This window comes from Staphylococcus microti (genome assembly GCF_000934465.1).
Taxonomy (GTDB): domain Bacteria; phylum Bacillota; class Bacilli; order Staphylococcales; family Staphylococcaceae; genus Staphylococcus; species Staphylococcus microti.
Window position 1 is genome coordinate 31,968 of record NZ_JXWY01000039.1, and the last position, 22,402, is coordinate 54,369.

Genomic DNA, 22,402 nt, shown 5'->3' on the forward strand with positions numbered 1-22,402 from the left:
TAAATCACAAATTTTTGTCATTATCTTGACTAAATTGTAATCTCTCCAAATTTAAAGAAATATAATGAGCCTGATACAGGTTGTTTTAATATCACTTCTAGCGCCTTTTGATAATATGTCATTTGAATACGATATTTTTCTTTTAATTGTTGGCCAATTTCTTCGTCAGTCATACCTCTACGGCGAACGAATACATCTGTCTTATAATCCACAAAATAATACTGACCTGCTTCTTCAAAAACTAAGTCGATCATCCCTTGAATAATCGTATCCTCTTTGTCCGTTGGTTCTACAGCATTTTGATTCACAATAAACGGTAATTCTCGATAAATAGCGTCACTGTTCGCAATACGTAAATACAAATCACTATTTACAAAGCGCTTCACTTCTTCAACGTTAATATCGCGAATGGCTTCTTTATCAATGATTGCACGGTCAACTAACTGATCAAAATAAGCATACAACTCAGGTTCTGTTAAACGTTCTTTTTTAAATGGTAAATGTTGCATCACTGTGTGCATCAGCGTCCCAACTTCTGCTGCCGTTCGATGTTGTTCTTGCATAAAAGTTGGACGATCATACGTGACAGCACCAAGTCGATACTGGCGTACACGTTCATAGTTTGTGTCGGCTTGTTCAGTCTCTAACTGACGCTTTAACTCAGACACCGATTGTTTGGACGGTTGTTTTTCCGCCGCTTCATATGGATATTTAAACAGCAAACGTTCCTTAATTTGATTCGCAGTTCTTTGATCTAACACATCGTTTGCAAGGCGCTCTTTTAACATAGCAAGTGACGGTGTTTGGACTGCCTGTGCATCATCTTCAACCGGTATGATATCTTGGGCGTCTACTTGTTCAATCTGTACAGTTGGTTTGAGATAATCTGGCAACAATTCAACTGATGTCGCAAACTGTTGTTGCTTTGCCAAGTGCGTTGCTTGATGTTTACTCAACACACTATAAATCAGTTGAAACGGATTTTGCGCTGTAAATCGTTCAATCGTACCAAGGCGATTATCGCTGACCGACCAAGCCGTTAACTTATCTAACGCTTCTTCATTATCGACCGTGCCAATTAAGTAAAGATGTTCTTTCGCACGTGTAAGCGCCACATAAATTAACCGCATTTCCTCTGATATTAATTCTTTTTGATTCATAAGCTCAATGCTTTTAGAAATGAGTGACGGATAAAACAAACCGCGCTCTTCATCATAATATTGTAAGCCTAATCCTGCATGTTGGTTGAGTACGACTGGTTGTTTCAAGTCATCTTTGTTAAACTTTCGACTTAGTCCCGAATAAATAACAAATGGGAACTCTAACCCTTTACTACTATGCACGGTCATTAATCGAACCACATCATCATTCGGTCCAATAACATTCTCTTCACCAAAGTCTTTACCGCGGTCAATCATCTCGTCAATAAAACGAATAAATTGGAATAAACCACGATAGCTCGAGTTGTCGAACTCAATGGCTTTGTTAAATAAACCATGTAAGTTGGCACGACGTCCTTTACCACCGACTAACCCACTAAAATACTGTGTAATGTAATGATCATTGAACAACTTGTCAATCAACTGATACACCGGATGCGTTTGACTATAACGGCGATAACTTTCAAGTTGTGCTATAAAATCAACCAGCTTCTGACGTAATTCAGTGTCTGCTTCTGGTAAGTCTATATATTGTTGAATCGATTGATAGAAGTAATATTCATTTGGCGCACCTACACGTATTTTTGCCAATTCATCTTCCGTAAATTGATAAATCACTGAACGCATCAATCCAACGAGATAAATATCTTGTAACGGATTGTCGATTGCTCTTAAAAATGACAACATCAAACGCACTTCCGTTTGTTCAAAATAACCTTGCTTACTTTTCGCAAACAACGGCAAATTATAATCTTTGAACACTTGTTGAATGTTGCGTGCATTCGACATCGTTGCCTCTAATATAACGATGTCTTTATACGTTGCAGGTCGATACGTTTTTGTTTTAATATCATATACTTGCTTCGTTTCAAGAATTGCTTGCACTTGTTGCGCAATCAAATGCGCTTCTTGCTCGCCTTTATCCATATCTTGCTTTTGGTCTTTCAACAGCACTGTTAAATGAACGGGATAGGAGACATCATCAAACGGCGCACCTGAATACAAGCTTGCTGCTGCATCATAGTCGATTTCTCCAACAGTAGGATCCATCATATGTTTGAACAAATAGTTCGTCGTTGCCAACACTTCTTTGCGTGAACGGAAGTTTTGTGACAAATCAATACGTTTCCCACTCAAATCATCTGGCTGGTTAAACGCTTCGTATTTTCCAATAAACAAACTTGGGTCTGCTTGACGGAATTTATAAATCGACTGTTTCACATCGCCTACCATAAATAAATTGCCGTTTGATGCATCGCCTCTTTTAATACTTCCGATAATTGCTTCTTGTACACGGTTCGTATCTTGATACTCATCGACCAGTATTTCTTCAAATTGTGCGCGATACGTCTCTGCAATTGGAGAAGGTGTGCCATCCTCATTTAATAGAATACGAAGTGCTAAATGTTCATAATCTCCAAAGTCTATAATATTACGTACACGTTTTGCCGCTGAAAATTGTGCCATCACATCTTTCGTCAACTTTGCTAAGTATGCAACACGTGGTGCTAAATCTGTAAGTTCCTGCTGTAGTGTCTCAACATCACGACTGATTAATTCTGATTGAACGGTCTCCATAAATTTTTTGTAGCGGTCATAATTCGCTTTGAATGCTTCATACATTCCCTCTGCATATGGATCATCTTTCATGTCTTTCGGTTTTGACGGCATTCGCTCAAACTTAATCGCACGCACTTTCGACTTATCTATCATTTTTTCTGATAGTGCTTCACGTAAAGCGTCACGATGTTTGTTAATAAACGCTACATGCTTACCCTTATGATCAATTAATTCAATCTGCGCATATGCTTGTTCGACTGCATCTTGTGCTGCGTCTAAATACAATTGAATATATTGATCTAATATCGCCGTATAATTCTGTTGCGATGTGACATCTTCATACGGTTGGTTTAAACGATCCAGCCACTGTTCCGGGTGTGGATTGGCGACACTAAAATAATAAAGTTTTTTTATGATATTTCTAATGGCATCGTCATTTCTATCGGACGATAACTGTTCTGTTAACGTCACAAACTGCGGATCCAACGTTTCATAATGTGCTTCAAACACTTCATCCACTACTTGTTCTAGTAACAATACATTTTCAACATCACTTGCTGTACGAAAGTTTGGATCGATGTCCAGTTGATCATAATGCTGTTGAATCAACTTCAAACAAAAACTATGCAACGTGGATATTTGTGCTTGGTGGATTTTAGCACGTTGATTTTTCAAATGCTCATTACTTGGATCTTCTAACGACGCTTGTTGAATACGTGCTTCAATACGGTGCTTCATTTCACGTGCACTGGCGTTCGTAAACGTCACAACGAGCAAACGATCGACATCGATTTTGTCACGTAAAATACGCTGAATAATACGTTCAACTAAGACCGCTGTCTTACCCGAACCCGCCGCTGCAGCAACGAGCACATCTTGATTTTTCGCATAAATACTTTCCCATTGCGCATCTGTCCACTGTACGTCTTTCGGTTTTGTTGGAATCATCGTGTCTCCTCCTCTTCTTCCGTTGTCGCTAATAACTTCAATGGTTTAATGCTTTCATCCACATGTCGATATTTTGCACTATCGATCAAGCTATCAACATGACATACTGATTGATACTGACAAAAACGACACGGCAATGTATTGTCATATTTCAATGGTGCTACTTCTGTATGTCCATCCATAATTTGTGATGCAGTATGCACAAAGTTATCTCTGTTGCGCTGGATAAGGCGGTGAATCGTTTGTTCATCTGTGACTTTACTGTATGCGTAAAAGTCACCATTTTTCTTCAATGCGACAGGTACAATATCAGAACTAAAACCGCCTTCTATTCGGCGATCATAGGCATCTACAACATCTTCGTCACTATTGACCAAACCGTTTAATTTGTATGATTTTAAAAATGTCTCTTCATAATCATCTTCATTAACTGTATCCCATGCACGCTTTTTATCTTTGAACTTATGAACATGCATATACAAAAATCCACCCGGCTTAACATCATCAACCAGTCCAAGGCGTTCTTTATTTTGTAACGCAATATCCATATACGTCATCATTTGCATTTGTAAACCATAATAGACTTTCTTCAGGTCTAACTCCGCACTTTGTTTTGATGATTTATAGTCGATAATATTAATAAAACTTTTGCCATTTTTGTTATAGACGTCAATGCGGTCGATTTGCCCACGAATATTAATTGGGATGCCTTGCTCTGTTTGTAAAGGTTGCGCGAACAACTCATCCGACTTAGCTTTTTGGCGAAAAGACTTTTCAAACGCAATTGGACGGAACTGCGAATGTTCAGACTGATGACGTAACGCCTGCAATGTCGCTTGTACAATCTCACCAATACGTTTTGATAAGTAGCGATAATATGACGTCGCATTCAACAAGTTAAACTGTACTTTTGGTAAATGCTCATCTAATGCTTCTTGCGTCAATGACTGAATTTGTTTCGGTGTCAGCTTTTGGAAATTGCCATCCACTTTGTCAGCAATATAACGTAATACATCATGGAAAATCGTTCCGAGATCAAAATTCTGCAATTCATACTTTGTACGTTCGTTTAACTTCAAACCGTGTGATGCATAATGCTTAAACGGACAACTATTGTAGCCTTCAAAACGTGACACGCTGGCATTGATTGTCTTACCATAAAGTGCATACGTTAATGGTTGATCAAGTTGCACCGTCTCGTTGCGATAATCTAATGCAGTCGCCAAATGCGCCATGCCATCACTTAATGCAGGGTCTTTATACAATGTGTCATAAGCAACAAACCAACTATCCGCAATCGGTTGCCCATCTAACCATGCACGCAATGACTCGAATAAATGTACTTTCGTTTGATGTGGATGCACCATACGTCGCATGGCATCTTGTGCATTCAACTGTGCAATATTTTGCGTTTCAACAGCTGGCAAAATACTTTGCACATCGCTAATATACGGACTCGCTTCTTTTTCCGAACCACTGCTGTCCATCAAACTATATGTTAGCGTTAAACGTTCGCATGCACGTGTCATCGCAAAATAGCCAACGAACGCTTCGTCCATTTGTAGAATATCTGCTGTCGGACTTAACTGCATGCCCGTATATGCTTCAAACGTCTTTTTCTCCTCATCGGATATTAAACTCGTACTGTTAATCGCTTGCGGCAGCACACCGTCATTCATCCCTATCATATAGACGTGGCACTTGTTGTCGACCTTCGCCAAATCCATCGTTCCAATCGTCACTTGGTCAATCGTTTGCGGAATCATTGAAAATTCAAGTCCATTTAATCCAACATCTAGTAACTCTAAAAAGCGTGTGTATTCCATCTCTTGTTGACCAAACACCGCGACAATCTCATCTAAAATGCGTATAAAACCACGCCAGATTTGATCAACTGCCTCTGCTTGTTCATGATGCCCTTGCGTTTCTAACATGTCTCGGCGCGTCATCAACTGTGATGGGAGTTCAAACATTTCAAGGACTTCATAAAATGCCGTCGCATATGCCTCTGCATGTTTTCCCGTATTAAGCTTTTGTTCCAATTGAAATAATTGTTTGACCACGTGTTCCTTCATTGAAATAACACGTTGAAATGTATCGGCTTCTGATTCAGAGAGTGCTTTATGACGTTTAATGCCCATTTTCGTAAAGCTATCCACTTGGAAATATTTATCTTCCAGCCAACGCTTCCCGTATATGCCTCGTTCCATCGCATAGTTTTCAAGTAAATCTGTTAAATAACGACTATTCGGAAACTGTTGGGTTAATACACCTGTTTTAAATAAACGCATCATCGGTTCAAATTGCCAATTCGTTTTCAAAACTTCTATCATACTCACAAACATTTCCATAATCGGATGATGGACCATCGACTTCTTCACATCTATGTTATATGGAATATCATATTGCGCTAAAATTGCTTCTAACAAATAAACATAATTCGGGTCACGATACAAAATCGCAATATCCCGATAACGATATTTATTATCACGAACATCTGCAATAATTTGACGTGCCACTTCATTCACTTCTTCACGCATAGATGTCGCTTCAAATATACGTACCGCTCCATCGTCCACATGGGTTGCTTGAGGTTGTAACGCATCGAATTCCGACGCTAACGCCAGCAGACTTTGCTGTTTAAAACGCTGCACATCATTAAAACGTTCAATATTTAATGCTTTGCCTGTCTGCGTCGCAATATCATTAAGATGTGCCAACACCTCAGACGGCTTACGAAACATACTCAATGCATCCATGTCACCGTTTGTTGTCAGCAATACCGTTACGGACTTGGCGTGTTTTACAAGCGCTTCAATGACGAGATATTCTTGGGTTGAAAAGTTGTGAAAACCATCAATATACACATCCGCACGACGTAGCCAATCCGACTTAGGAATCAGCGAAATAAAACGCTGCATGAGACCTTCTCCCGTTAAATAATCTGATCCCATACGTTCTTGTAACTTTTTATAGATTAAACTCATATCATGCAGCTTATCTTGTGTTCGTTTCGGTAGCTGATTATTTTCCGCACTATCTGCTACAATTTCTGGCGTCACCGCATACTTTTCAAAGTCTTGTAGTTGTTCACGTACTTTTGTGCTAAAACCTAAATACTTCACTTGCGATTGATATAACTTCAACTGTTTACGTACATCTTGTAAAATGTTGTAAATCATCATCTCTATAGATGTAGATGACAAACGTGTTTCATGCACGCCTCCTACTTCTTGAAAAACACGATAACTTAACCTTTCAAAGTGGAGTACTTCTGCACGCAAACTTCCCTTCAGCGCTGAATCATTAACAAACGCTTGCTCATATAAATACGTTCCTTGCATCGGCGTCACAACAATAATCGGGTCGCCCAAAGGTGGATTATGTATTTTATCTTTGATTTCATTCATCATCGCTGTGCTTTTACCAGTGCCCGCTCTTCCTATCAATGCACGAAACATACGACTCCCCCTCACTCATAAATTAATATTACTTCTATTATATATGGTCGCTGATAATAACCAAACCGTTTCAACCACTTTGTAAAATAAATTTAAAAGGACAGATAATCCAATAAAAAAAGCCTAGTAAACAGCAACATGCCACTTACTAGACTTATGATAATCGACCTATGACTGGTCTTCTGTATGATCAGGGTTAAAGTTTACTTTGAAGTCACTTACAGGCCAGAATCGTAATGATACTTTACCAACGATTTGATCTTTATCAATCAAACCAATTGTACGACTATCTTTACTAACTTCACGATTGTCCCCTAACACTAAGTATTTATCTTCCGGTATTTTATATTTACCGTCACTACCTGGTAACGTTTGAGAGTTCACAGGTCCTGTGATTTCATCATATGATTTATGTTTTAAATTATAGGCAAGATACGGTTCATCCATCTTTTTACCATTTAAATAGAGCTGATCATTTTTGTATTCCACATGATCACCCGGCTTACCGATAATACGTTTAACATAGTCGTTATTTTCGTCCGCATGGAAAACAATGACATTCCCATTATCTAGATGACCTAATGTTTTACCAATTTTATTCACGATTAAACGATCGCCGTCTTTTAATGTTGGATGCATCGAGTCACCTTGTACATTGTATGGCTTAATAATGAACGTATACAACAATCCAACAATGAGAAGCGCTAGGCCTATCGAAATAATCCATTCCATTGTTTCTTTTCTCACTTTTGACACCTCTTTAATTATTAAAAATTGGGACGTAGTTATCGTGGCATTAATACACTTTACGATGTTTTTATCTCAACAGACTGTCTGACATAAACTATGCATCCCACTGAAATTCGACGTGAACTGTACTTTTCATCTTATCATAAAAAGAGAACGATACGTTAATGTTTTCTATGCCAAAAAGGATTGGGACTTCAATGGAAATTGCACTTTGGGAAATCAACAAATAATGTCCAAACCTCGAATGAGTATAAAAAACACACGCTATCCTGTATAAAGATAACGTGTGTGACATATGGCTTCTATAATATTATAAACGTGCTTCTAAGTCTTTTTTCTTATCTTCGTATCCTGGTTTACCAAGCAATGCGAACATGTTTTGTTTGTATGCTTCGACACCTGGTTGGTTAAATGGGTTTACGCCTAATTGGTAACCACTCATTGCAACGGCTAATTCAAAGAAGTATACAAGATAACCGTATGTTTCAGCATCTAATTTCGGTAATGTGATGACTAAGTTTGGTACACCACCATCTGTATGTGCTAATAAAGTACCTTCAAACGCTTTCGTATTGACTTCATCTACTGTTTTACCAGCTAAATAGTTCAAGCCATCTAAATCATCTGCATCTTCTTCAATCGTAATGTTATGTTTTGGTGATTCAACTTTTAACACTGTTTCAAATAAGAAACGACGTCCTTCTTGAACGTATTGACCTAATGAATGCAAGTCAGTTGTAAAGTTGGCACTTGATGGATAAATCCCTTTCAAGTCTTTACCTTCAGATTCACCAAATAATTGTTTCCACCATTCATTGAAATATTGTAATGATGGTTCATAGTTGATTAACATTTCTGTTGTATAACCTTTGTTGTATAAAACATTACGGATTGATGCATATTGGTACGCAATGTTTTGTTCCAAGTCGTCTGATGCAAGCTCTTCACGTGCTTTCGCTGCACCTGCCATCATTGCTTGAATATCGATACCTGCAACGGCAATCGGTAATAAACCAACAGCAGTTAATACAGAGAAACGACCACCGACATCATCCGGCACAACAAATGATGCATAGCCTTCATTTGTGGCAAGTTGTTTCAATGCACCTTTTTCTTTATCAGTCGTTGCGAAAATACGCTTAACGGCTTCTTCTTTACCATATTTTTCTTCTAATAATTGCTTGAATAAACGGAATGCGACAGCTGGTTCTGTTGTAGTACCAGATTTAGAAATCACATTTACAGAGAAATCTTTACCGTCTAAGTAGTCGATTAACTCCTGTGTATAAGATGAAGAAAGATGGTGACCTGCGAAAATAATTTCTGGTAAGTCACTGTTTTTCTTGAATGCAGGTGTTAACATTTCAATCGCAGAACGTGCACCTAAATATGAACCACCGATACCGATCACAACTAACACATCTGAATGTGCTTTAATCTCTTCAGCAGCAGCTAAAATGCGATCGAATTCTGCTTTATCATAATCAACTGGTAAATCAACCCATCCTAAAAAGTCGCTACCAGCACCTGTTCCTTCATGGATTGTGCGATGAATCAGTTTTACTTGATCTTGTTGTTGCGCTAATTCATGTTGTCCGAAAAATTGTAATGCCTTTTTATAATCAAACTGGATATGTGTCATGCACTTTGCCTCCTAATTTAACTGAACTCATGTTTATTTTACTAACATATATTTATAAATTCAATAAAGTTAAATAGTCCGAAAAATTGCGCTAATCTATTATGTATATTTATAAAAATACTTGCATATTAAAACACAACGTGCTAATATATGACTTAAGCAAAATCAATTAAACACAGAGGTGACAGTTTTATGAAAGAGAAGGTAGTATTAGCATATTCAGGTGGTTTAGATACAAGCGTGGCAGTGCAATGGTTAATCGAACAAGGTTATGATGTTGTTGCATGTTGCTTAGACGTTGGTGAAGGAAAAGATTTAGACGTTGTCTATCAAAAGGCGTTAGACATGGGTGCCGTTGAATCACATGTCATTGACGCAACAAAAGAATTTGCAGAGGAATACGTTGGCTATGCCATCAAAGGGAATTTAATGTATGAACAAACGTATCCACTCGTTTCTGCTTTATCACGACCTTTGATTTCAAAAAAACTTGTCGAAATCGCGCATGAAACGAATGCGGTCGCAATTGCACACGGTTGTACAGGTAAAGGGAATGACCAAGTACGTTTTGAAGTCGCAATTAAAGCATTAGATCCAAGCTTAAAAGTAATTGCACCCGTAAGAGAATGGGGTTGGAGCCGTGAAGAAGAGCTTGATTATGCGAAGAAGCATAATATCCCAGTACCGATTGGCAAAGACTCTCCTTACTCAATCGACCAAAACTTATGGGGCCGTGCAAATGAATGTGGTGTGTTAGAAGATCCGTATGTGGCACCACCAGCAGACGCATTCGATTTAACGAAAGAATTAGAAGACACACCAGATACACCAGATGAAATTATTTTAACGTTCACTGAAGGCCTTCCAACACATATTGATGGCAAAGCATTTGAACTCGATGATTTAATTTTATATTTAAATGACTTAGCTGGAAAACACGGTATTGGCCGTATCGACCATATTGAAAACAGACTTGTTGGTATTAAATCAAGAGAAGTTTACGAAGTGCCAGGTGCAGAAGTTATTTTAAAAGCGCATAAAGGTTTAGAAACGATTACGTTATCAAAAGACGTTGCACACTTTAAACCTGTCGCAGAGAAACAATTAGCTGAACTTGTGTATAACGGCTTATGGTTCTCTCCACTAACAGATGCATTAAAAGTGTTTATTGACCATACACAAAAATATGTAACAGGCGACGTACGTGTGAAACTTTTCAAAGGTCATGCGGTTGTCAATGGTAGAAAATCTGACTACACACTTTACAATGAAAAATTAGCAACATATACAAAAGAAGATGCATTCAATCAACAATCAGCAGTTGGCTTTATCGACATTTTCGGTTTACCAACACAAGTCAATGCAATGTTACACGGAGGTTATGCAGATGAGTAAAAAAGCATGGGGCGGTAGATTTGAAGAAAAACCTGAAGATTGGGTAGATGCGTTTAATGCATCTATCCACTTCGATAAAAATTTAGTTGATGAAGATGTTCAAGGAAGTATCGCCCATGCCACAATGCTTGCAAATCAAGGCATTTTGACACAAGACGAGGCTTCAACGATTATTTCAGAACTTAAAGTCATTCAACAAGATATTCACGACAATAAAGTGCCTTTACAAGAGTCACTAGAAGACATTCATTTAAACATTGAACATGAACTGATTCAACGTATCGGTGCTGTCGGCGGTAAGTTGCATACAGGGCGTAGTCGTAATGACCAAGTTGCAACGGATATGCATTTATATACAAAGAAAGAAGTTCAAAATATTATCACAAGTATTGCATCTTTCCAACAAACCATTCTAAATTTAGCAGAACAGCATGTTGATACAATTATGCCAGGTTACACACATCTACAACGTGCACAGCCCATTTCATTCGCACATCATGTGATGACATATTTCTGGATGTTAGAACGTGATAAGTCAAGATTTACAGATGCATTAAAACGTATTGACTTATCCCCTTTAGGCGCTGCTGCATTAAGTGGTACAACATATCCGATTGATCGTCATGAAACACAAGCTTTACTTGGCTTTGGTGGCATTTATGAAAACAGCTTAGATGCAGTAAGTGATCGTGACTACATCGTTGAAACATTGCATAATATTAGCTTAACGATGGTCCACCTCTCTCGTTTCGCTGAAGAGATTATTTTCTGGTCATCTGAAGAAGCAAAGTTTGTTACTTTATCAGATGCTTTCTCAACTGGTTCATCTATTATGCCACAGAAGAAAAATCCAGATATGGCAGAATTAATTCGTGGGAAAGTCGGTCGTACAACAGGTCATTTAATGAGCATGTTAATGACGTTAAAAGGGCTCCCACTTGCTTATAACAAAGATATGCAAGAAGATAAAGAAGGTTTGTTCGATGCAGTTCATACACTAAAAGGTTCATTAAAAATCTTTGAAGGTATGTTAGCAAGTATGACTGTAAACACAGACAGATTAGCTACAACTGTGCGTCAAGACTTTTCAAATGCAACCGAACTTGCAGACTACCTTGTCATGAAAGGCATTCCGTTTAGAGATGCCCATGAAATTGTCGGCAAACTCGTATTGTGGTCAATTCAAAACAATATGTATTTACTCGATGTACCGTTAGACGTTTATCAAGCACAAGCATCGGAAATTGAAGAAGATATTTATACATTTTTACAACCGGATGAAGCGGTTAAACGTCGTAAAAGTTATGGTGCTACAGGACAAGACGCAGTAAAACATCAAATTGAAGTTGCGAAACAATATTTATAATGGCTGTAGAGGATAGTCGCCTTATTTCAATTATAAGGTGCTATCCTCTTTTATTAAGCCTATATGAAGAATATAAAGTTTTTATGAAATCGCTTGCATATTTTGGTGGATTTTTTTAACTTAAAAATGTATTACCATTATAAGGAGGCATTTTTAATGAAATATTCTTCAAAAATTCTTGTATCAGCTGGACTAACTGCTTCACTGTTAGCATCCCCATTTATCACTTCGAATTTTACCCAAGCAGGTTCGATGCAAAGTGCGCATAATCATCATCAAGCATCTCCCCTTTCTCCAAGTCATCAAAATATCCTTAACAAAGCACATGTCAATATTGGCCATCGTGGCGCAAGTGGTTATGCACCCGAGCATACATTTGTCGCATATGATAAAAGTTTAAATGAAATGGGTGCCGATTATTTAGAAATTGATCTTCAAGTAACGAAAGATGGGCATTTAGTTGCAATGCACGATGAAACAGTGGATCGCACAACAAATAGCACAGGACGTGTAAGTGATTATACACTTGCCGAATTAAAACAACTGGATGCAGGTTCATGGTTTAATGACGCACACCCTAAGCAACAAAATCAAAATTACGTTGGCCAACAAGTGCCGACATTAGATGAAATCTTCAGCCGTTATGGTACAAAAGCAAACTACTATATCGAAACGAAATCACCGGATGTTTATCCACGTATGGAAGAAAAATTGTTAGCAACGCTTAAAAAACATGGATTAGATAAGAAAAATCATCTGAATAAAGGCAAAGTCGTTATTCAATCTTTTTCTCAAGAAAGTTTATTGAAATTACACAAGTTGAATCCTAATGTTCCACTCGTTCAGTTGATGGACATCGGTGAATTACAACAATACGATGATAACGACCTGGCTTACATAAGTAGCTATGCAATCGGTGTAGGACCTGACTATAAAGACTTAACTGCCGAAAATACACAACAGTTACGCCAACACGGTTTCCACATTCATCCTTATACCGTCAATGATGCTGAATCTATGAAACGCTTAAATGACTATGGTGTCACAGGGGTATTCACAAACTACCCTGATATTTACAATAAAATTACCAATGAATCGTAAAAAAACAGAGGCGCCCACGTTCGGCGTCTCTGTTTTTTGGTTCTATAACAAAGGATCATTATCCAATTGCAATACTAATATTACTCTATTCACTAACCTCACTATAATCATTTATTATTAAGTTTTTTCTTTTTACCAGCAGTCTAAAGATATAAAGTATTACATTTTGTATTATTATAAACAGTATAACTTCCTTCTTTACATACAGAAAAAGCACAATCAAAAAGAAGAAAGATATTAAAATATTCAAAATAGAATTATTTATTTTTTGTTTAAAAAATCTGTATATAAAAAAGTATGCAGAAAGCAAAAATACAATTTTGATAGGAAGAAACACACTATCTGATATATTCAATTTAAACTCTGCAATAACGCTAATAAAAAAGCCAAATGCTATTACATTCATTAGCAAGATAAAAAATATTCTTTTCTTTGTAGGCATTTTCACTTTGCTAATAGCTTCCATTACTTCTTCATTCATTTTATTTTCATTTTCTATAAAAACTTTATTGACAAAGTTCATTTTATTTATAATGTTATAGAGTGTATTCTGCAAAGGAAGTAATATGATTGAAAAAGTTAACGTGAGACTAAGATAGTTTAACCAAGAACGTAAATCCAATACCTTATGTTCTATTAATTGATCAATTAAAAACCCTTTTAAAGGTGAGACTTCAAAAATTATCATAGCTATAAATAGTATTGGGATAACGATTTTTTTCACTAGAATCCCTCATTTAATAATTTAGTTAATTTTTTATGTCATACCAAACACTTAAATTATTCAGATGAATCGTCATCGTTAGATCCACGCATTTTAATCATTTTTAATAAATAGATAACACCTATTACTATGAACGCTGTTGCAAAAATCCATTCTTCTTTAATGACAAATACTAAGCCTGATATTAAGAAAATCGCAGCAATTACTAAAGTTATTATGTTTCTATTCATATTTTTTACTCCCTTTATATTTTTTGAACTAATTTTTTACCACTAATTCACCCAAAATAATTATTCGCTGATTTTTGTTAGTCCTAAAGTCCCTTTTAAGTAGCAACCAGCACAGTAATCCCTAAAGTTACATCCATCAATACAAATTCTCCCTTTTTGAGGCGATTGTGTAATAAATATAAGTGATTCACTATTCTGATGAAAAACGTCTTGATAAGATTGTTCCTTCAAATTACCTATTACAAACTCTTTTGGAAAAAGGGCACACGCCCCCATTAGAAACCATAACTATTGAGCACCTTTTATTTTAACGTAAAAACCTTAAATAGTATGTAACATATGTTACATAACCAACTATAAATGTTATACTTTTTTCAAAGGGGTGATTATTTTATGAATAAATCAGTAATAATCAAAGATTTCATCAAACAAAATGGTACGAAAAACAAATTAGGAAAAGGGGATTATTTAGAAGACGATTTTGAAAATTATTTATATCTTTTAGAAAAAGGTATTTTATATATCTATCAAGATAATATAGATGGTACGACTTTGATATATAAAATAATAAGCCCAAATAATTTATTCTTTTGCGATAACAATAAGTACTTTCGTGGAAAATCAGAAGTAGTATTCTATAAAATTCCAATAGATACTATTAGAAAAAATTCTAGTCTTTTTACGCAATATACCAAATTGCTTACTTTAGAAAATAAAAAAAAGGACATGTTTATTAGGGATATGTTAACTAAAGACAAAGTATGTAGATTACTATCTATATTTGTTAGACTATGTAATACATTTAGAGAAATCAAAGATGATGTAATCATCATAAAAATTAAAATTACCCAAGAAGAGCTAGCTCATTTTTGTGGAACTACCAGAGAAAATGTCGCTAGAATTATGAAGCAATTAAAAGAGAAAAATATTTTAGATACGTCTTCTCATTATTTAAAAATATTGGATCTTGAAAAAATAAAGAATATAATCCCTTGTGAAGGTTGTAACGGTTTTATATGCAAAACCTTTTAACCCTCATTTAAGTTAAAATTATGGAAGGTCATTGTACCTAGATTTAAAATTCCAAAACATTGCCATACACAATGAATTTATCAAATAGAAAATATTGTTATTATAGAGTAACCGCATACTTTAAATAATGATTTTAAAATATACCAACGCTTAAATGACTACGGTGTCACAGGGGTATTCACAAACTACCCTGATATTTACAACAAAATAATCAATGAAGCGTAAAAAAACAGAGGCGCCCATGTTTGTCGTCTCTGTTTTTTGGTTCTATATATTATGCCCAGCCACGGTATCTTGCCGCTTCAGCTGTACGTTTAATACCCACGATATACGCTGCAAGACGCATATCGATTTTACGATTCTCTGATAAGCTATAAATCGTATCGAATGCTGTTACAAGTTTTTCACGTAACTTTTCGTTAACTTCTTCTTCTGTCCAGTAATAACCTGTGTTATTTTGAACCCATTCGAAGTAAGATACTGTTACACCACCCGCACTTGCAAGAACGTCTGGCACTAATAAAATACCGCGTTCTGTTAAGATTTTTGTTGCTTCTGGTGTTGTTGGGCCATTCGCTGCTTCTACAACAATTTCAGCTTTAATATCATGTGCATTATCCGCTGTAATTTGGTTTGAAATCGCTGCTGGCACTAAAATATCACAATCAAGTTCAAATAATTCTTTGTTAGAAATTGTATCTTCAAACAAGTTCGTTACAGTACCGAAACTATCACGACGATCTAATAGGTAATCAATATCTAAACCTTCTGGATCGTGTAAGGCACCGTAAGCATCAGAAATACCGACAATCTTCGCACCTGCATCATACAAGAATTTCGCTAAAAAGCTACCTGCGTTACCAAATCCTTGAATAACGATGTGTGAATCTTTGATTGTTTTGCCACGGCGTTTTGCTGCTTCTTCGATCGCGATAACAACACCAAGTGCTGTCGAACGGTCACGACCTTGTGAACCACCAAGTACAATCGGTTTACCTGTAATGAAACCTGGAGAATTAAATGCATCCATTTGGCTGTATTCATCCATCATCCAAGCCATGATTTGAGAGTTTGTAAAAACATCTGGTGCTGGGATATCTTTTGTTGGTCCTACAATTTGTGAAATCGCACGAACGTAACCACGTGATAAGCGTTCTACTTCATGAATACTCATTTGACGTGGGTCACAAACAATGCCCCCTTTACCTCCACCGTATGGAAGGTCAACGATACCACATTTTAACGTCATCCACATAGACAATGCTTTAACTTCATCTTCATCTACATCCGGGTGGAAACGTACCCCACCTTTTGTTGGTCCAACAGCATCATTATGTTGCGCGCGGTACCCAGTAAAAGTTTTAACTGTTCCATCATCCATTCTTACTGGAATACGAACTGTTAAAAATCTTAACGGTTCTTTGATTAACTCGTACATTCCATCATCAAAGCCTAACTTATGCATCGCTTCTTTAATGATTCCTTGTGTTGACGTCACTAGATTATTTTTTTCAGACATGATCCATCTCGCCTCTTTTTCCTACTTTTGTTTTCGCTTACATGAGTATTGTAACATATGCCATTCTTTTTTAAAGCCTTTTGTCTCTAAGGTTTTAGATGATTATTTTGATTGTGAAAATACCTTTTTCACTTTTTCGATTGCATAATCTAGCTCTTCTTTTGTAATGACCAATGGCGGTGCAAATCGAATGACAGTATCATGCGTTTCTTTACATAAAATGCCTTCTTCTTTCAATTTTTCACAGTATGGACGTGCATTTTCATGTAACTCCACGCCGATAAATAAACCGCGACCACGCACTTCTTTAATCGCTGGATGTTCAATTTCAAGCAACGCATTTTTAAAGTACTCGCCAAGCTCTTGAGAACGACCTGGTAAGTCTTCTTCAACAATCACATCTAATGCCGCAATTGAAGCCGCACATGCCAATGGGTTACCACCGAATGTTGAACCGTGTGAGCCTGGTGTAAAGACATCTAACACTTCTTTGTCTGCCAATACAACAGAAATTGGGAATACGCCGCCGCCGAGTGCTTTACCTAAAATATAAACATCTGGTTTTACATCGTCCCAGTCAGTTGCAAATAACTTACCTGTACGACCTAAACCTGCTTGAATTTCGTCAGCAATAAATAGCACGTTATGTTCATCACATAGTTCACGCACTTGTTTCAAGTAACCTTCAGGTGGAATGTTGATTCCTGCTTCCCCTTGAATCGGCTCTATTAATACAGCAGCAGTATTTTTATTAATTGTTGCTTTCAAGCTTTCAATATCGCCAAATGGCACATTTTGGAAACCTTCTAATAATGGACCATAGCCACGTTGATATTCTTTTTCAGATGAAATTGATACGGGTGCCATTGTACGACCGTGGAAGTTACCAACCATTGCGATAATTTCCGCTTCATTTGGCTTAATACCTTTTACTTCATACGCCCAACGACGTGCCGCTTTAAGCGCTGTTTCAACGGCTTCTGCACCTGTATTCATTGGTAATGCTTTTTCTTTACCAGCAAGCTTACAAATTTTTTCGTACCACTCGCCTAAGTTGTCACTATGAAATGCACGAGAAACAAGTGTCACTTTGTCCGCTTGATCTTTAAGTGCTTGAACGATTTTAGGATGGCGATGCCCTTGGTTCACTGCTGAATAAGCAGCAAGCATATCCATATATTTTTTACCTTCAGGGTCTTTTACCCACACACCTTCCGCTTCAGAAATAACGATTGGTAGTGGTAAATAGTTATGTGCCCCATAATGGTTTGTCAATTCAATAATAGATTCTGATTTGTTTGTCACGCGTCTTCTCCCCTTCAACTCAATATTTATATAAACATAGGGTATATCGTTCACAGTTCAAAAACGTCTACATTATCGATTCGTTTCAATCATTCTGTAAAGACATACCCTACTTTCATTCTCTCCATATAGCCTGTATTACTGGCTACACGCTTATCTTATAAGTGCTCAGAAACTGTGCGACCTTGCATGTGAAGTACTAAGTAGTCTGGGCCACCTGCTTTTGAGTCTGTACCTGACATTTTGAAGCCACCGAATGGTTGGTAGCCAACAACGGCACCTGTACAACCACGGTTGAAGTATAAGTTACCAACCATGAAGTCACGGCGTGCTTGTTCTAATTTCATTCTGTTATTTGAAATAACGCCACCTGTTAAACCATACTCTGTATCATTAGCAACTTGAATCGCTTCATCAAAGTCTTTTACTTTTGTGAAGCCGATGACTGGTCCGAAGATTTCTTCTTGCATAATACGAGAGTTAGGATCTAAGTCAGCAAAAATTGTTGGGTATACAAAGTTACCTGTTGATTCGTCGACGTTACCACCTGTCACTAAGCGACCTTCTTCTTTACCAATTTCAATGTATTTTTTGATTTTGTCTAAAGATTTTTGGTCGATGACTGGACCGACATACGTATCTGGTTCAGCAGCGTTACCTACTTTAATTTTTTCAGTTTCTGATTTAACACGCTCTAATAATTCATCATAAATATCTTGGTGCGCAATAACGCGTGAGCATGCTGAACATTTTTGTCCAGAGAAGCCAAATGCTGAGTATACGATAGCATCTGTCGCAACTTGTAAATCTGCTTCACTATCTACTACAAGGGCATCTTTACCACCCATTTCAGCGATAACACGTTTGATGTGGTTTTGACCTTCTTGAATAACAGCCGCTTTTTGAATAATTTCTTTACCTACATTTTTAGAACCTGTAAATGAAATTAAGCCAACATCTTTATTTTCGATTAAGAAGTCACCAATTTCGCTTGATGAACCTGGGATCCAGTTTACAACCCCTTTTGGTAATCCTGCTTCTTCAAGCACTTCCATAAATTTGTATGAAATAATCGGTGTATTCGATGATGGTTTTAATAAAACTGTGTTCCCCGTTACAACTGGTGCAACTGTTGTACCCGCCATAATCGCATAAGCAAAGTTCCATGGTGAAATAACAACACTCACACCTACTGGCAAGTAATCAAATTGGTTGTATTCACCAGGACGACTGTTCACTGCTTTACCATCTTTCAATTCAAGCATTTGTCGACCATAGTATTCCATGAAGTCAATTGCTTCTGCTGTATCAGCATCCGCTTCTTTCCAAGGTTTACCGCCTTCTTTAGATAACAACGCTGAAAATTCGTGCTTACGTTTTCTCGTAATCGCAGCTGCACGGAATAATACATTAGCACGTACTTTCGGATCAACATTTCTCCAAGTTTTAAACGCTTCTTTCGCTGCTTCTAGGGCTTTTTCTGCATGTTCTTTTGACGCTTTAGAAACATAGCCAATTGTTTCTTCTCTATTTGATGGATTATACACACGCGTTGTATCGTCAGTGTATACACGTTCTCCTCCAATAATGAGTGGATACGTTTGACCTAATTCACTTTCCACTTTTTCAAGGGCGCGAAAATAAGCTTTACGGTTCTCCTCTTTTGTGAAATCTGTAAATGGTTCATGTTTGTATGGAATCATTCAAAAATCCTCCTTTGTTTTTTGAGAAAGCTTTATACTTATCATGACATAAAGTACCATCATTTGTAAAAGATTTTTCAGTTTTTACAGAATTATCTAACACAAATACTTTTAGACTATTTTTACAGTCGACACAGGTACTTATTACATAATAATATCCATCATATAAAAGCGCTTTCATTTACAAGCATTATAGCCATAATTTGGACAAAATTGCAACTATAACAAGCTTTATTTTATAAAAAATCCATTAGCATTCATTTCTATCGTGTTTCAATTTTTTTGGAGCGGGACAGAAAGCTCATTTTTACAAAAAGTTTTCGTTGTCCCGCCCCGGCAAGGGTGACTAGAAGTGAAAAAGTTTTTTTAAACACATTTTCACTTCAGACACCTACTGCCAATTAGTGCTTTCCCCTAATTATTTAGGATGATTTTCCTTGTGTCGCAGCCCGTTCTTTTTCAAAATGTTCATATCCTTAATATTCGACAGCAAGAATTACGAATATGACCTAAAATTATAGCCTTTTTTGACGTAATCTCTGCTGTTTTTATTAATTTTATATGCTGTATAATTAGGATAATTTTCAGAAATATGCTATTATGAAGTTGTTAAATTTCAATCATATAAGGGGTTATGCATGTTGAAGAAACAGTATCGTGTCGGTCAACATATCAAGGTGCGTGTGACTGGTATTCAACCCTACGGCGCTTTTGTTGAAACCCCTGACAATACTGAAGGCTTAATTCATATATCTGAAGTCATGGATGATTATGTCCATAATTTAAAAAAGCTTTTAACACCCGGTCAGATTGTCAAAGCAAAAATTCTTTCTATTGATGAGACCGGTAAGTTAAATTTATCACTAAGGGACAATGATTATTTTAAAAATTATGAGCGTAAAAAAGTGAAACGTTCAGTATTGGATGAGATTAAAGAAACTGAGAAATACGGGTTTCAATCTTTAGCAGAACGGTTGCCAACTTGGGTGGAACAATCTAAGAAACGAATTGAAGATACATCTAAGTAACACGTACATAAAAAACCTAGGTGCCAATGAGGCGTATCTAGGTTTATTTTTTAGCGTTGCGCTCCTGAACAAATATTAATGAAGTTAAGATAAAACCCTAGGCACAGCATGTCACTATGTCTAGGGTTGCTTATTAATTTACTTGGCATGTTTGTTGTAATTGAACCGCTTCTGTTGCTTTTTGTAAGCATGCATCTTTTGGAAGCGTCACTTCAAACGAAAACTGAAAAATCTGTTGGAATGCTTCTGCAATCGCAATGGGCTCTCCAAACTGATGCACGGCATCCATCATCTCATACACTTCTGCATCGCCTAATGTCGGGTCGTCAAAGTGCATAGGATTCCATGCTGCCAACAGTTGATATAATTGGATGTTCAATTCATTGTTTGCCATGATGCACGCTCCTTACTATGCTTATTCTTCAATATCGATAGATTCGATGACAACGTCGTACATTGGCTTGTCTTGTGCACCTACACGTACGTTGGCAATGTCTTCTAATGTGTCTTCACCTTCAATTAATTGACCGAATACCGTATGCTTTTGATCTAACCAAGGTGTGCCGCCTTTTTCACGGTATGCTTCGGCGATTTCTTTTGGCCAGCCACCGGCTTCTAATTGATCTGCCATTTGTGCTGGAATGTCTTTCATTTGTACGATAAAGAATTGTGAACCGTTTGTACCTGGGCCGGCATTCGCCATTGATAAGGCACCATAAATATTGAACGCTTGCATTGAGAACTCGTCTTCAAACGGGCCACCGTAAATGCTTTCGCCACCCATGCCCGTTGCTGTTGGGTCGCCACCTTGAATCATAAAGTCATTGATGACACGGTGGAATGTCACGCCATCGTAGTAACCTTTTTTAGAAAGCTCCACGAAGTTTTTTACAGTTTTTGGTGCGATGTCGGGGAATAATTTTAATGTCATATCCCCTTTATTTGTATGCATAACTACTTTGATTTCGTTATCTTGTATTTCTTTTGTCAATTGCGGGTAGTTTGTCATTTTAATGCTCCATTCATGATAAAATTAAATATACTTATTATTTTAACACATTTGAGAAAGGATGGAATTAACATGCTTTATCGTTTTGCACATAAAACAGGTGTCTATGTTGTTGAGGTCGTTGATGATACGAGCGATCAAACGTTAGTAAAGGTCGTTCAAGTCATTAAACATCCGAAACAAGGTGACTTACATAGTCCAAATGAAGTGGAAGGTGTGTTCTTTCATGAGCGCAAAGCATTAAGTCTCTATGAGAAACGCTATACGTCACAAAGTAAGTTAAAGCCTTTCGACGGCGAACGTCAAGACTATACGGATTCGTTGCAGCAAGCATTAACAGCGTTAGAGACTGAACTGCATCAAACAGATACGCCATATACGCGTACAGCTTTACAATGTCTTGAAAATTTGAAAGTTGATTATGGGCGACAATATAAAGTGTCTTTTAAATAAAAATGAATACATTTCT

The 22,402-nt window shown here is 37.0% G+C and carries 17 protein-coding genes; 6 read left to right on the forward strand and 11 right to left on the reverse strand.

Annotated elements, in window-relative coordinates:
- Positions 1–29: 29 nt before the first annotated feature.
- From addA to TP70_RS06660, 4 genes are all read right to left on the reverse strand, one after another.
- Positions 30–3,668 (reverse strand): helicase-exonuclease AddAB subunit AddA, encoded by a 3,639-nt coding sequence (gene addA / locus TP70_RS06645; RefSeq protein ID WP_044360502.1) that lies wholly within the window; start codon positions 3,666–3,668, stop codon positions 30–32.
- The gene (gene addB / locus TP70_RS06650) at positions 3,665–7,129 is read right to left on the reverse strand and encodes a helicase-exonuclease AddAB subunit AddB (RefSeq protein ID WP_044360503.1); all 3,465 of its coding nucleotides are present in this window, start codon (positions 7,127–7,129) and stop codon (positions 3,665–3,667) included. Before addB ends, addA begins: the two co-directional genes overlap by 4 nt.
- 168 nt (positions 7,130–7,297) lie before the next feature.
- Entirely contained in the window at positions 7,298–7,876 is a 579-nt protein-coding gene (gene lepB / locus TP70_RS06655; RefSeq protein WP_044360504.1) for a signal peptidase I, read from the reverse strand.
- 313 nt (positions 7,877–8,189) lie between these two features.
- A complete protein-coding gene (locus TP70_RS06660) occupies positions 8,190–9,521 on the reverse strand; it encodes a glucose-6-phosphate isomerase (protein ID WP_044360505.1) in 1,332 nt (443 codons plus the stop codon).
- 192 nt (positions 9,522–9,713) lie between these two features.
- Here TP70_RS06660 and TP70_RS06665 point away from each other — a divergent pair, with 192 nt between their 5' ends.
- From TP70_RS06665 to TP70_RS06675, 3 genes are all read left to right on the forward strand, one after another.
- Positions 9,714–10,916 carry an argininosuccinate synthase gene (locus TP70_RS06665; protein WP_044360507.1) on the forward strand — a complete coding sequence of 401 codons (1,203 nt, stop codon included), beginning with the start codon at positions 9,714–9,716 and terminating at the stop codon, positions 10,914–10,916.
- Positions 10,909–12,282: an argininosuccinate lyase gene (gene argH / locus TP70_RS06670; protein ID WP_044360508.1), complete on the forward strand. Its 1,374-nt coding sequence runs from the start codon at positions 10,909–10,911 to the stop codon at positions 12,280–12,282. Before TP70_RS06665 ends, argH begins: the two co-directional genes overlap by 8 nt.
- Before the next feature lie 156 nt (positions 12,283–12,438).
- Positions 12,439–13,383, forward strand: coding sequence for a glycerophosphodiester phosphodiesterase (locus TP70_RS06675; RefSeq protein WP_044360509.1), 945 nt, complete (start codon positions 12,439–12,441; stop codon positions 13,381–13,383).
- Positions 13,384–13,468: 85 nt separating this feature from the next.
- Here the strand turns inward: TP70_RS06675 and TP70_RS06680 are convergent, their stop codons facing one another.
- Together TP70_RS06680 and TP70_RS12390 are read right to left on the reverse strand one after the other, a co-directional pair.
- Positions 13,469–14,107, reverse strand: coding sequence for a hypothetical protein (locus TP70_RS06680; protein WP_044360510.1), 639 nt, complete (start codon positions 14,105–14,107; stop codon positions 13,469–13,471).
- Between the two features lie 56 nt (positions 14,108–14,163).
- The gene (locus TP70_RS12390) at positions 14,164–14,337 is read right to left on the reverse strand and encodes a hypothetical protein (protein WP_169743612.1); all 174 of its coding nucleotides are present in this window, start codon (positions 14,335–14,337) and stop codon (positions 14,164–14,166) included.
- A gap of 393 nt (positions 14,338–14,730) precedes the next feature.
- Here TP70_RS12390 and TP70_RS11800 point away from each other — a divergent pair, with 393 nt between their 5' ends.
- Positions 14,731–15,369, forward strand: coding sequence for a Crp/Fnr family transcriptional regulator (locus TP70_RS11800; RefSeq protein ID WP_052502884.1), 639 nt, complete (start codon positions 14,731–14,733; stop codon positions 15,367–15,369).
- A gap of 274 nt (positions 15,370–15,643) precedes the next feature.
- Here TP70_RS11800 and TP70_RS06695 read toward each other — a convergent pair whose 3' ends face one another.
- The 3 genes from TP70_RS06695 to pruA all read right to left on the reverse strand — a co-directional run bounded on the left by TP70_RS06695 (position 15,644) and on the right by pruA (position 19,896).
- Complete coding sequence (locus TP70_RS06695) at positions 15,644–16,888, reverse strand: Glu/Leu/Phe/Val family dehydrogenase (protein ID WP_044360512.1); 1,245 nt, start codon at positions 16,886–16,888, stop codon at positions 15,644–15,646.
- Between the two features lie 102 nt (positions 16,889–16,990).
- On the reverse strand, positions 16,991–18,193 hold the full coding sequence (locus tag TP70_RS06700) for an ornithine--oxo-acid transaminase (RefSeq protein WP_044360513.1): 1,203 nt from the start codon (positions 18,191–18,193) through the stop codon (positions 16,991–16,993).
- A gap of 158 nt (positions 18,194–18,351) precedes the next feature.
- Positions 18,352–19,896 (reverse strand): L-glutamate gamma-semialdehyde dehydrogenase, encoded by a 1,545-nt coding sequence (gene pruA / locus TP70_RS06705; RefSeq protein ID WP_044360514.1) that lies wholly within the window; start codon positions 19,894–19,896, stop codon positions 18,352–18,354.
- 638 nt (positions 19,897–20,534) lie between these two features.
- Between pruA and ygs the strand changes: the two genes are divergently transcribed.
- Entirely contained in the window at positions 20,535–20,924 is a 390-nt protein-coding gene (gene ygs / locus TP70_RS06710; RefSeq protein ID WP_044360515.1) for a S1 domain-containing post-transcriptional regulator Ygs, read from the forward strand.
- A 133-nt stretch (positions 20,925–21,057) separates the two neighbouring features.
- Here ygs and TP70_RS06715 read toward each other — a convergent pair whose 3' ends face one another.
- Entirely contained in the window at positions 21,058–21,318 is a 261-nt protein-coding gene (locus TP70_RS06715; RefSeq protein ID WP_044360516.1) for a DUF1871 family protein, read from the reverse strand.
- Between the two features lie 21 nt (positions 21,319–21,339).
- Complete coding sequence (locus TP70_RS06720; RefSeq protein ID WP_044360517.1) at positions 21,340–21,933, reverse strand: peptidylprolyl isomerase; 594 nt, start codon at positions 21,931–21,933, stop codon at positions 21,340–21,342.
- Positions 21,934–22,005: 72 nt separating this feature from the next.
- On the opposite strand from TP70_RS06720, the gene kapB reads away from it, so the two are divergent.
- Complete coding sequence (gene kapB / locus TP70_RS06725; RefSeq protein WP_044360519.1) at positions 22,006–22,386, forward strand: sporulation phosphorelay system protein KapB; 381 nt, start codon at positions 22,006–22,008, stop codon at positions 22,384–22,386.
- Positions 22,387–22,402 lie beyond the last annotated feature (16 nt).

Excerpts from the sequence above, each read along its gene's own strand:
- addA (WP_044360502.1), bottom strand. The coding sequence starts at position 3,668 with ATGATTCCAACAAAACCGAAAGACGTACAGTGGACAGATGCGCAATGG.
- addB (WP_044360503.1), bottom strand. The coding sequence starts at position 7,129 with ATGTTTCGTGCATTGATAGGAAGAGCGGGCACTGGTAAAAGCACAGCG.
- TP70_RS06660 (WP_044360505.1), bottom strand. The coding sequence starts at position 9,521 with ATGACACATATCCAGTTTGATTATAAAAAGGCATTACAATTTTTCGGA.
- TP70_RS06665 (WP_044360507.1), top strand. The coding sequence starts at position 9,714 with ATGAAAGAGAAGGTAGTATTAGCATATTCAGGTGGTTTAGATACAAGC.
- argH (WP_044360508.1), top strand. The coding sequence starts at position 10,909 with ATGAGTAAAAAAGCATGGGGCGGTAGATTTGAAGAAAAACCTGAAGAT.
- TP70_RS06675 (WP_044360509.1), top strand. The coding sequence starts at position 12,439 with ATGAAATATTCTTCAAAAATTCTTGTATCAGCTGGACTAACTGCTTCA.
- TP70_RS12390 (WP_169743612.1), bottom strand. The coding sequence starts at position 14,337 with ATGAATAGAAACATAATAACTTTAGTAATTGCTGCGATTTTCTTAATA.
- TP70_RS11800 (WP_052502884.1), top strand. The coding sequence starts at position 14,731 with ATGAATAAATCAGTAATAATCAAAGATTTCATCAAACAAAATGGTACG.
- TP70_RS06695 (WP_044360512.1), bottom strand. The coding sequence starts at position 16,888 with ATGTCTGAAAAAAATAATCTAGTGACGTCAACACAAGGAATCATTAAA.
- pruA (WP_044360514.1), bottom strand. The coding sequence starts at position 19,896 with ATGATTCCATACAAACATGAACCATTTACAGATTTCACAAAAGAGGAG.
- ygs (WP_044360515.1), top strand. The coding sequence starts at position 20,535 with ATGTTGAAGAAACAGTATCGTGTCGGTCAACATATCAAGGTGCGTGTG.
- TP70_RS06715 (WP_044360516.1), bottom strand. The coding sequence starts at position 21,318 with ATGGCAAACAATGAATTGAACATCCAATTATATCAACTGTTGGCAGCA.
- TP70_RS06720 (WP_044360517.1), bottom strand. The coding sequence starts at position 21,933 with ATGACAAACTACCCGCAATTGACAAAAGAAATACAAGATAACGAAATC.
- kapB (WP_044360519.1), top strand. The coding sequence starts at position 22,006 with ATGCTTTATCGTTTTGCACATAAAACAGGTGTCTATGTTGTTGAGGTC.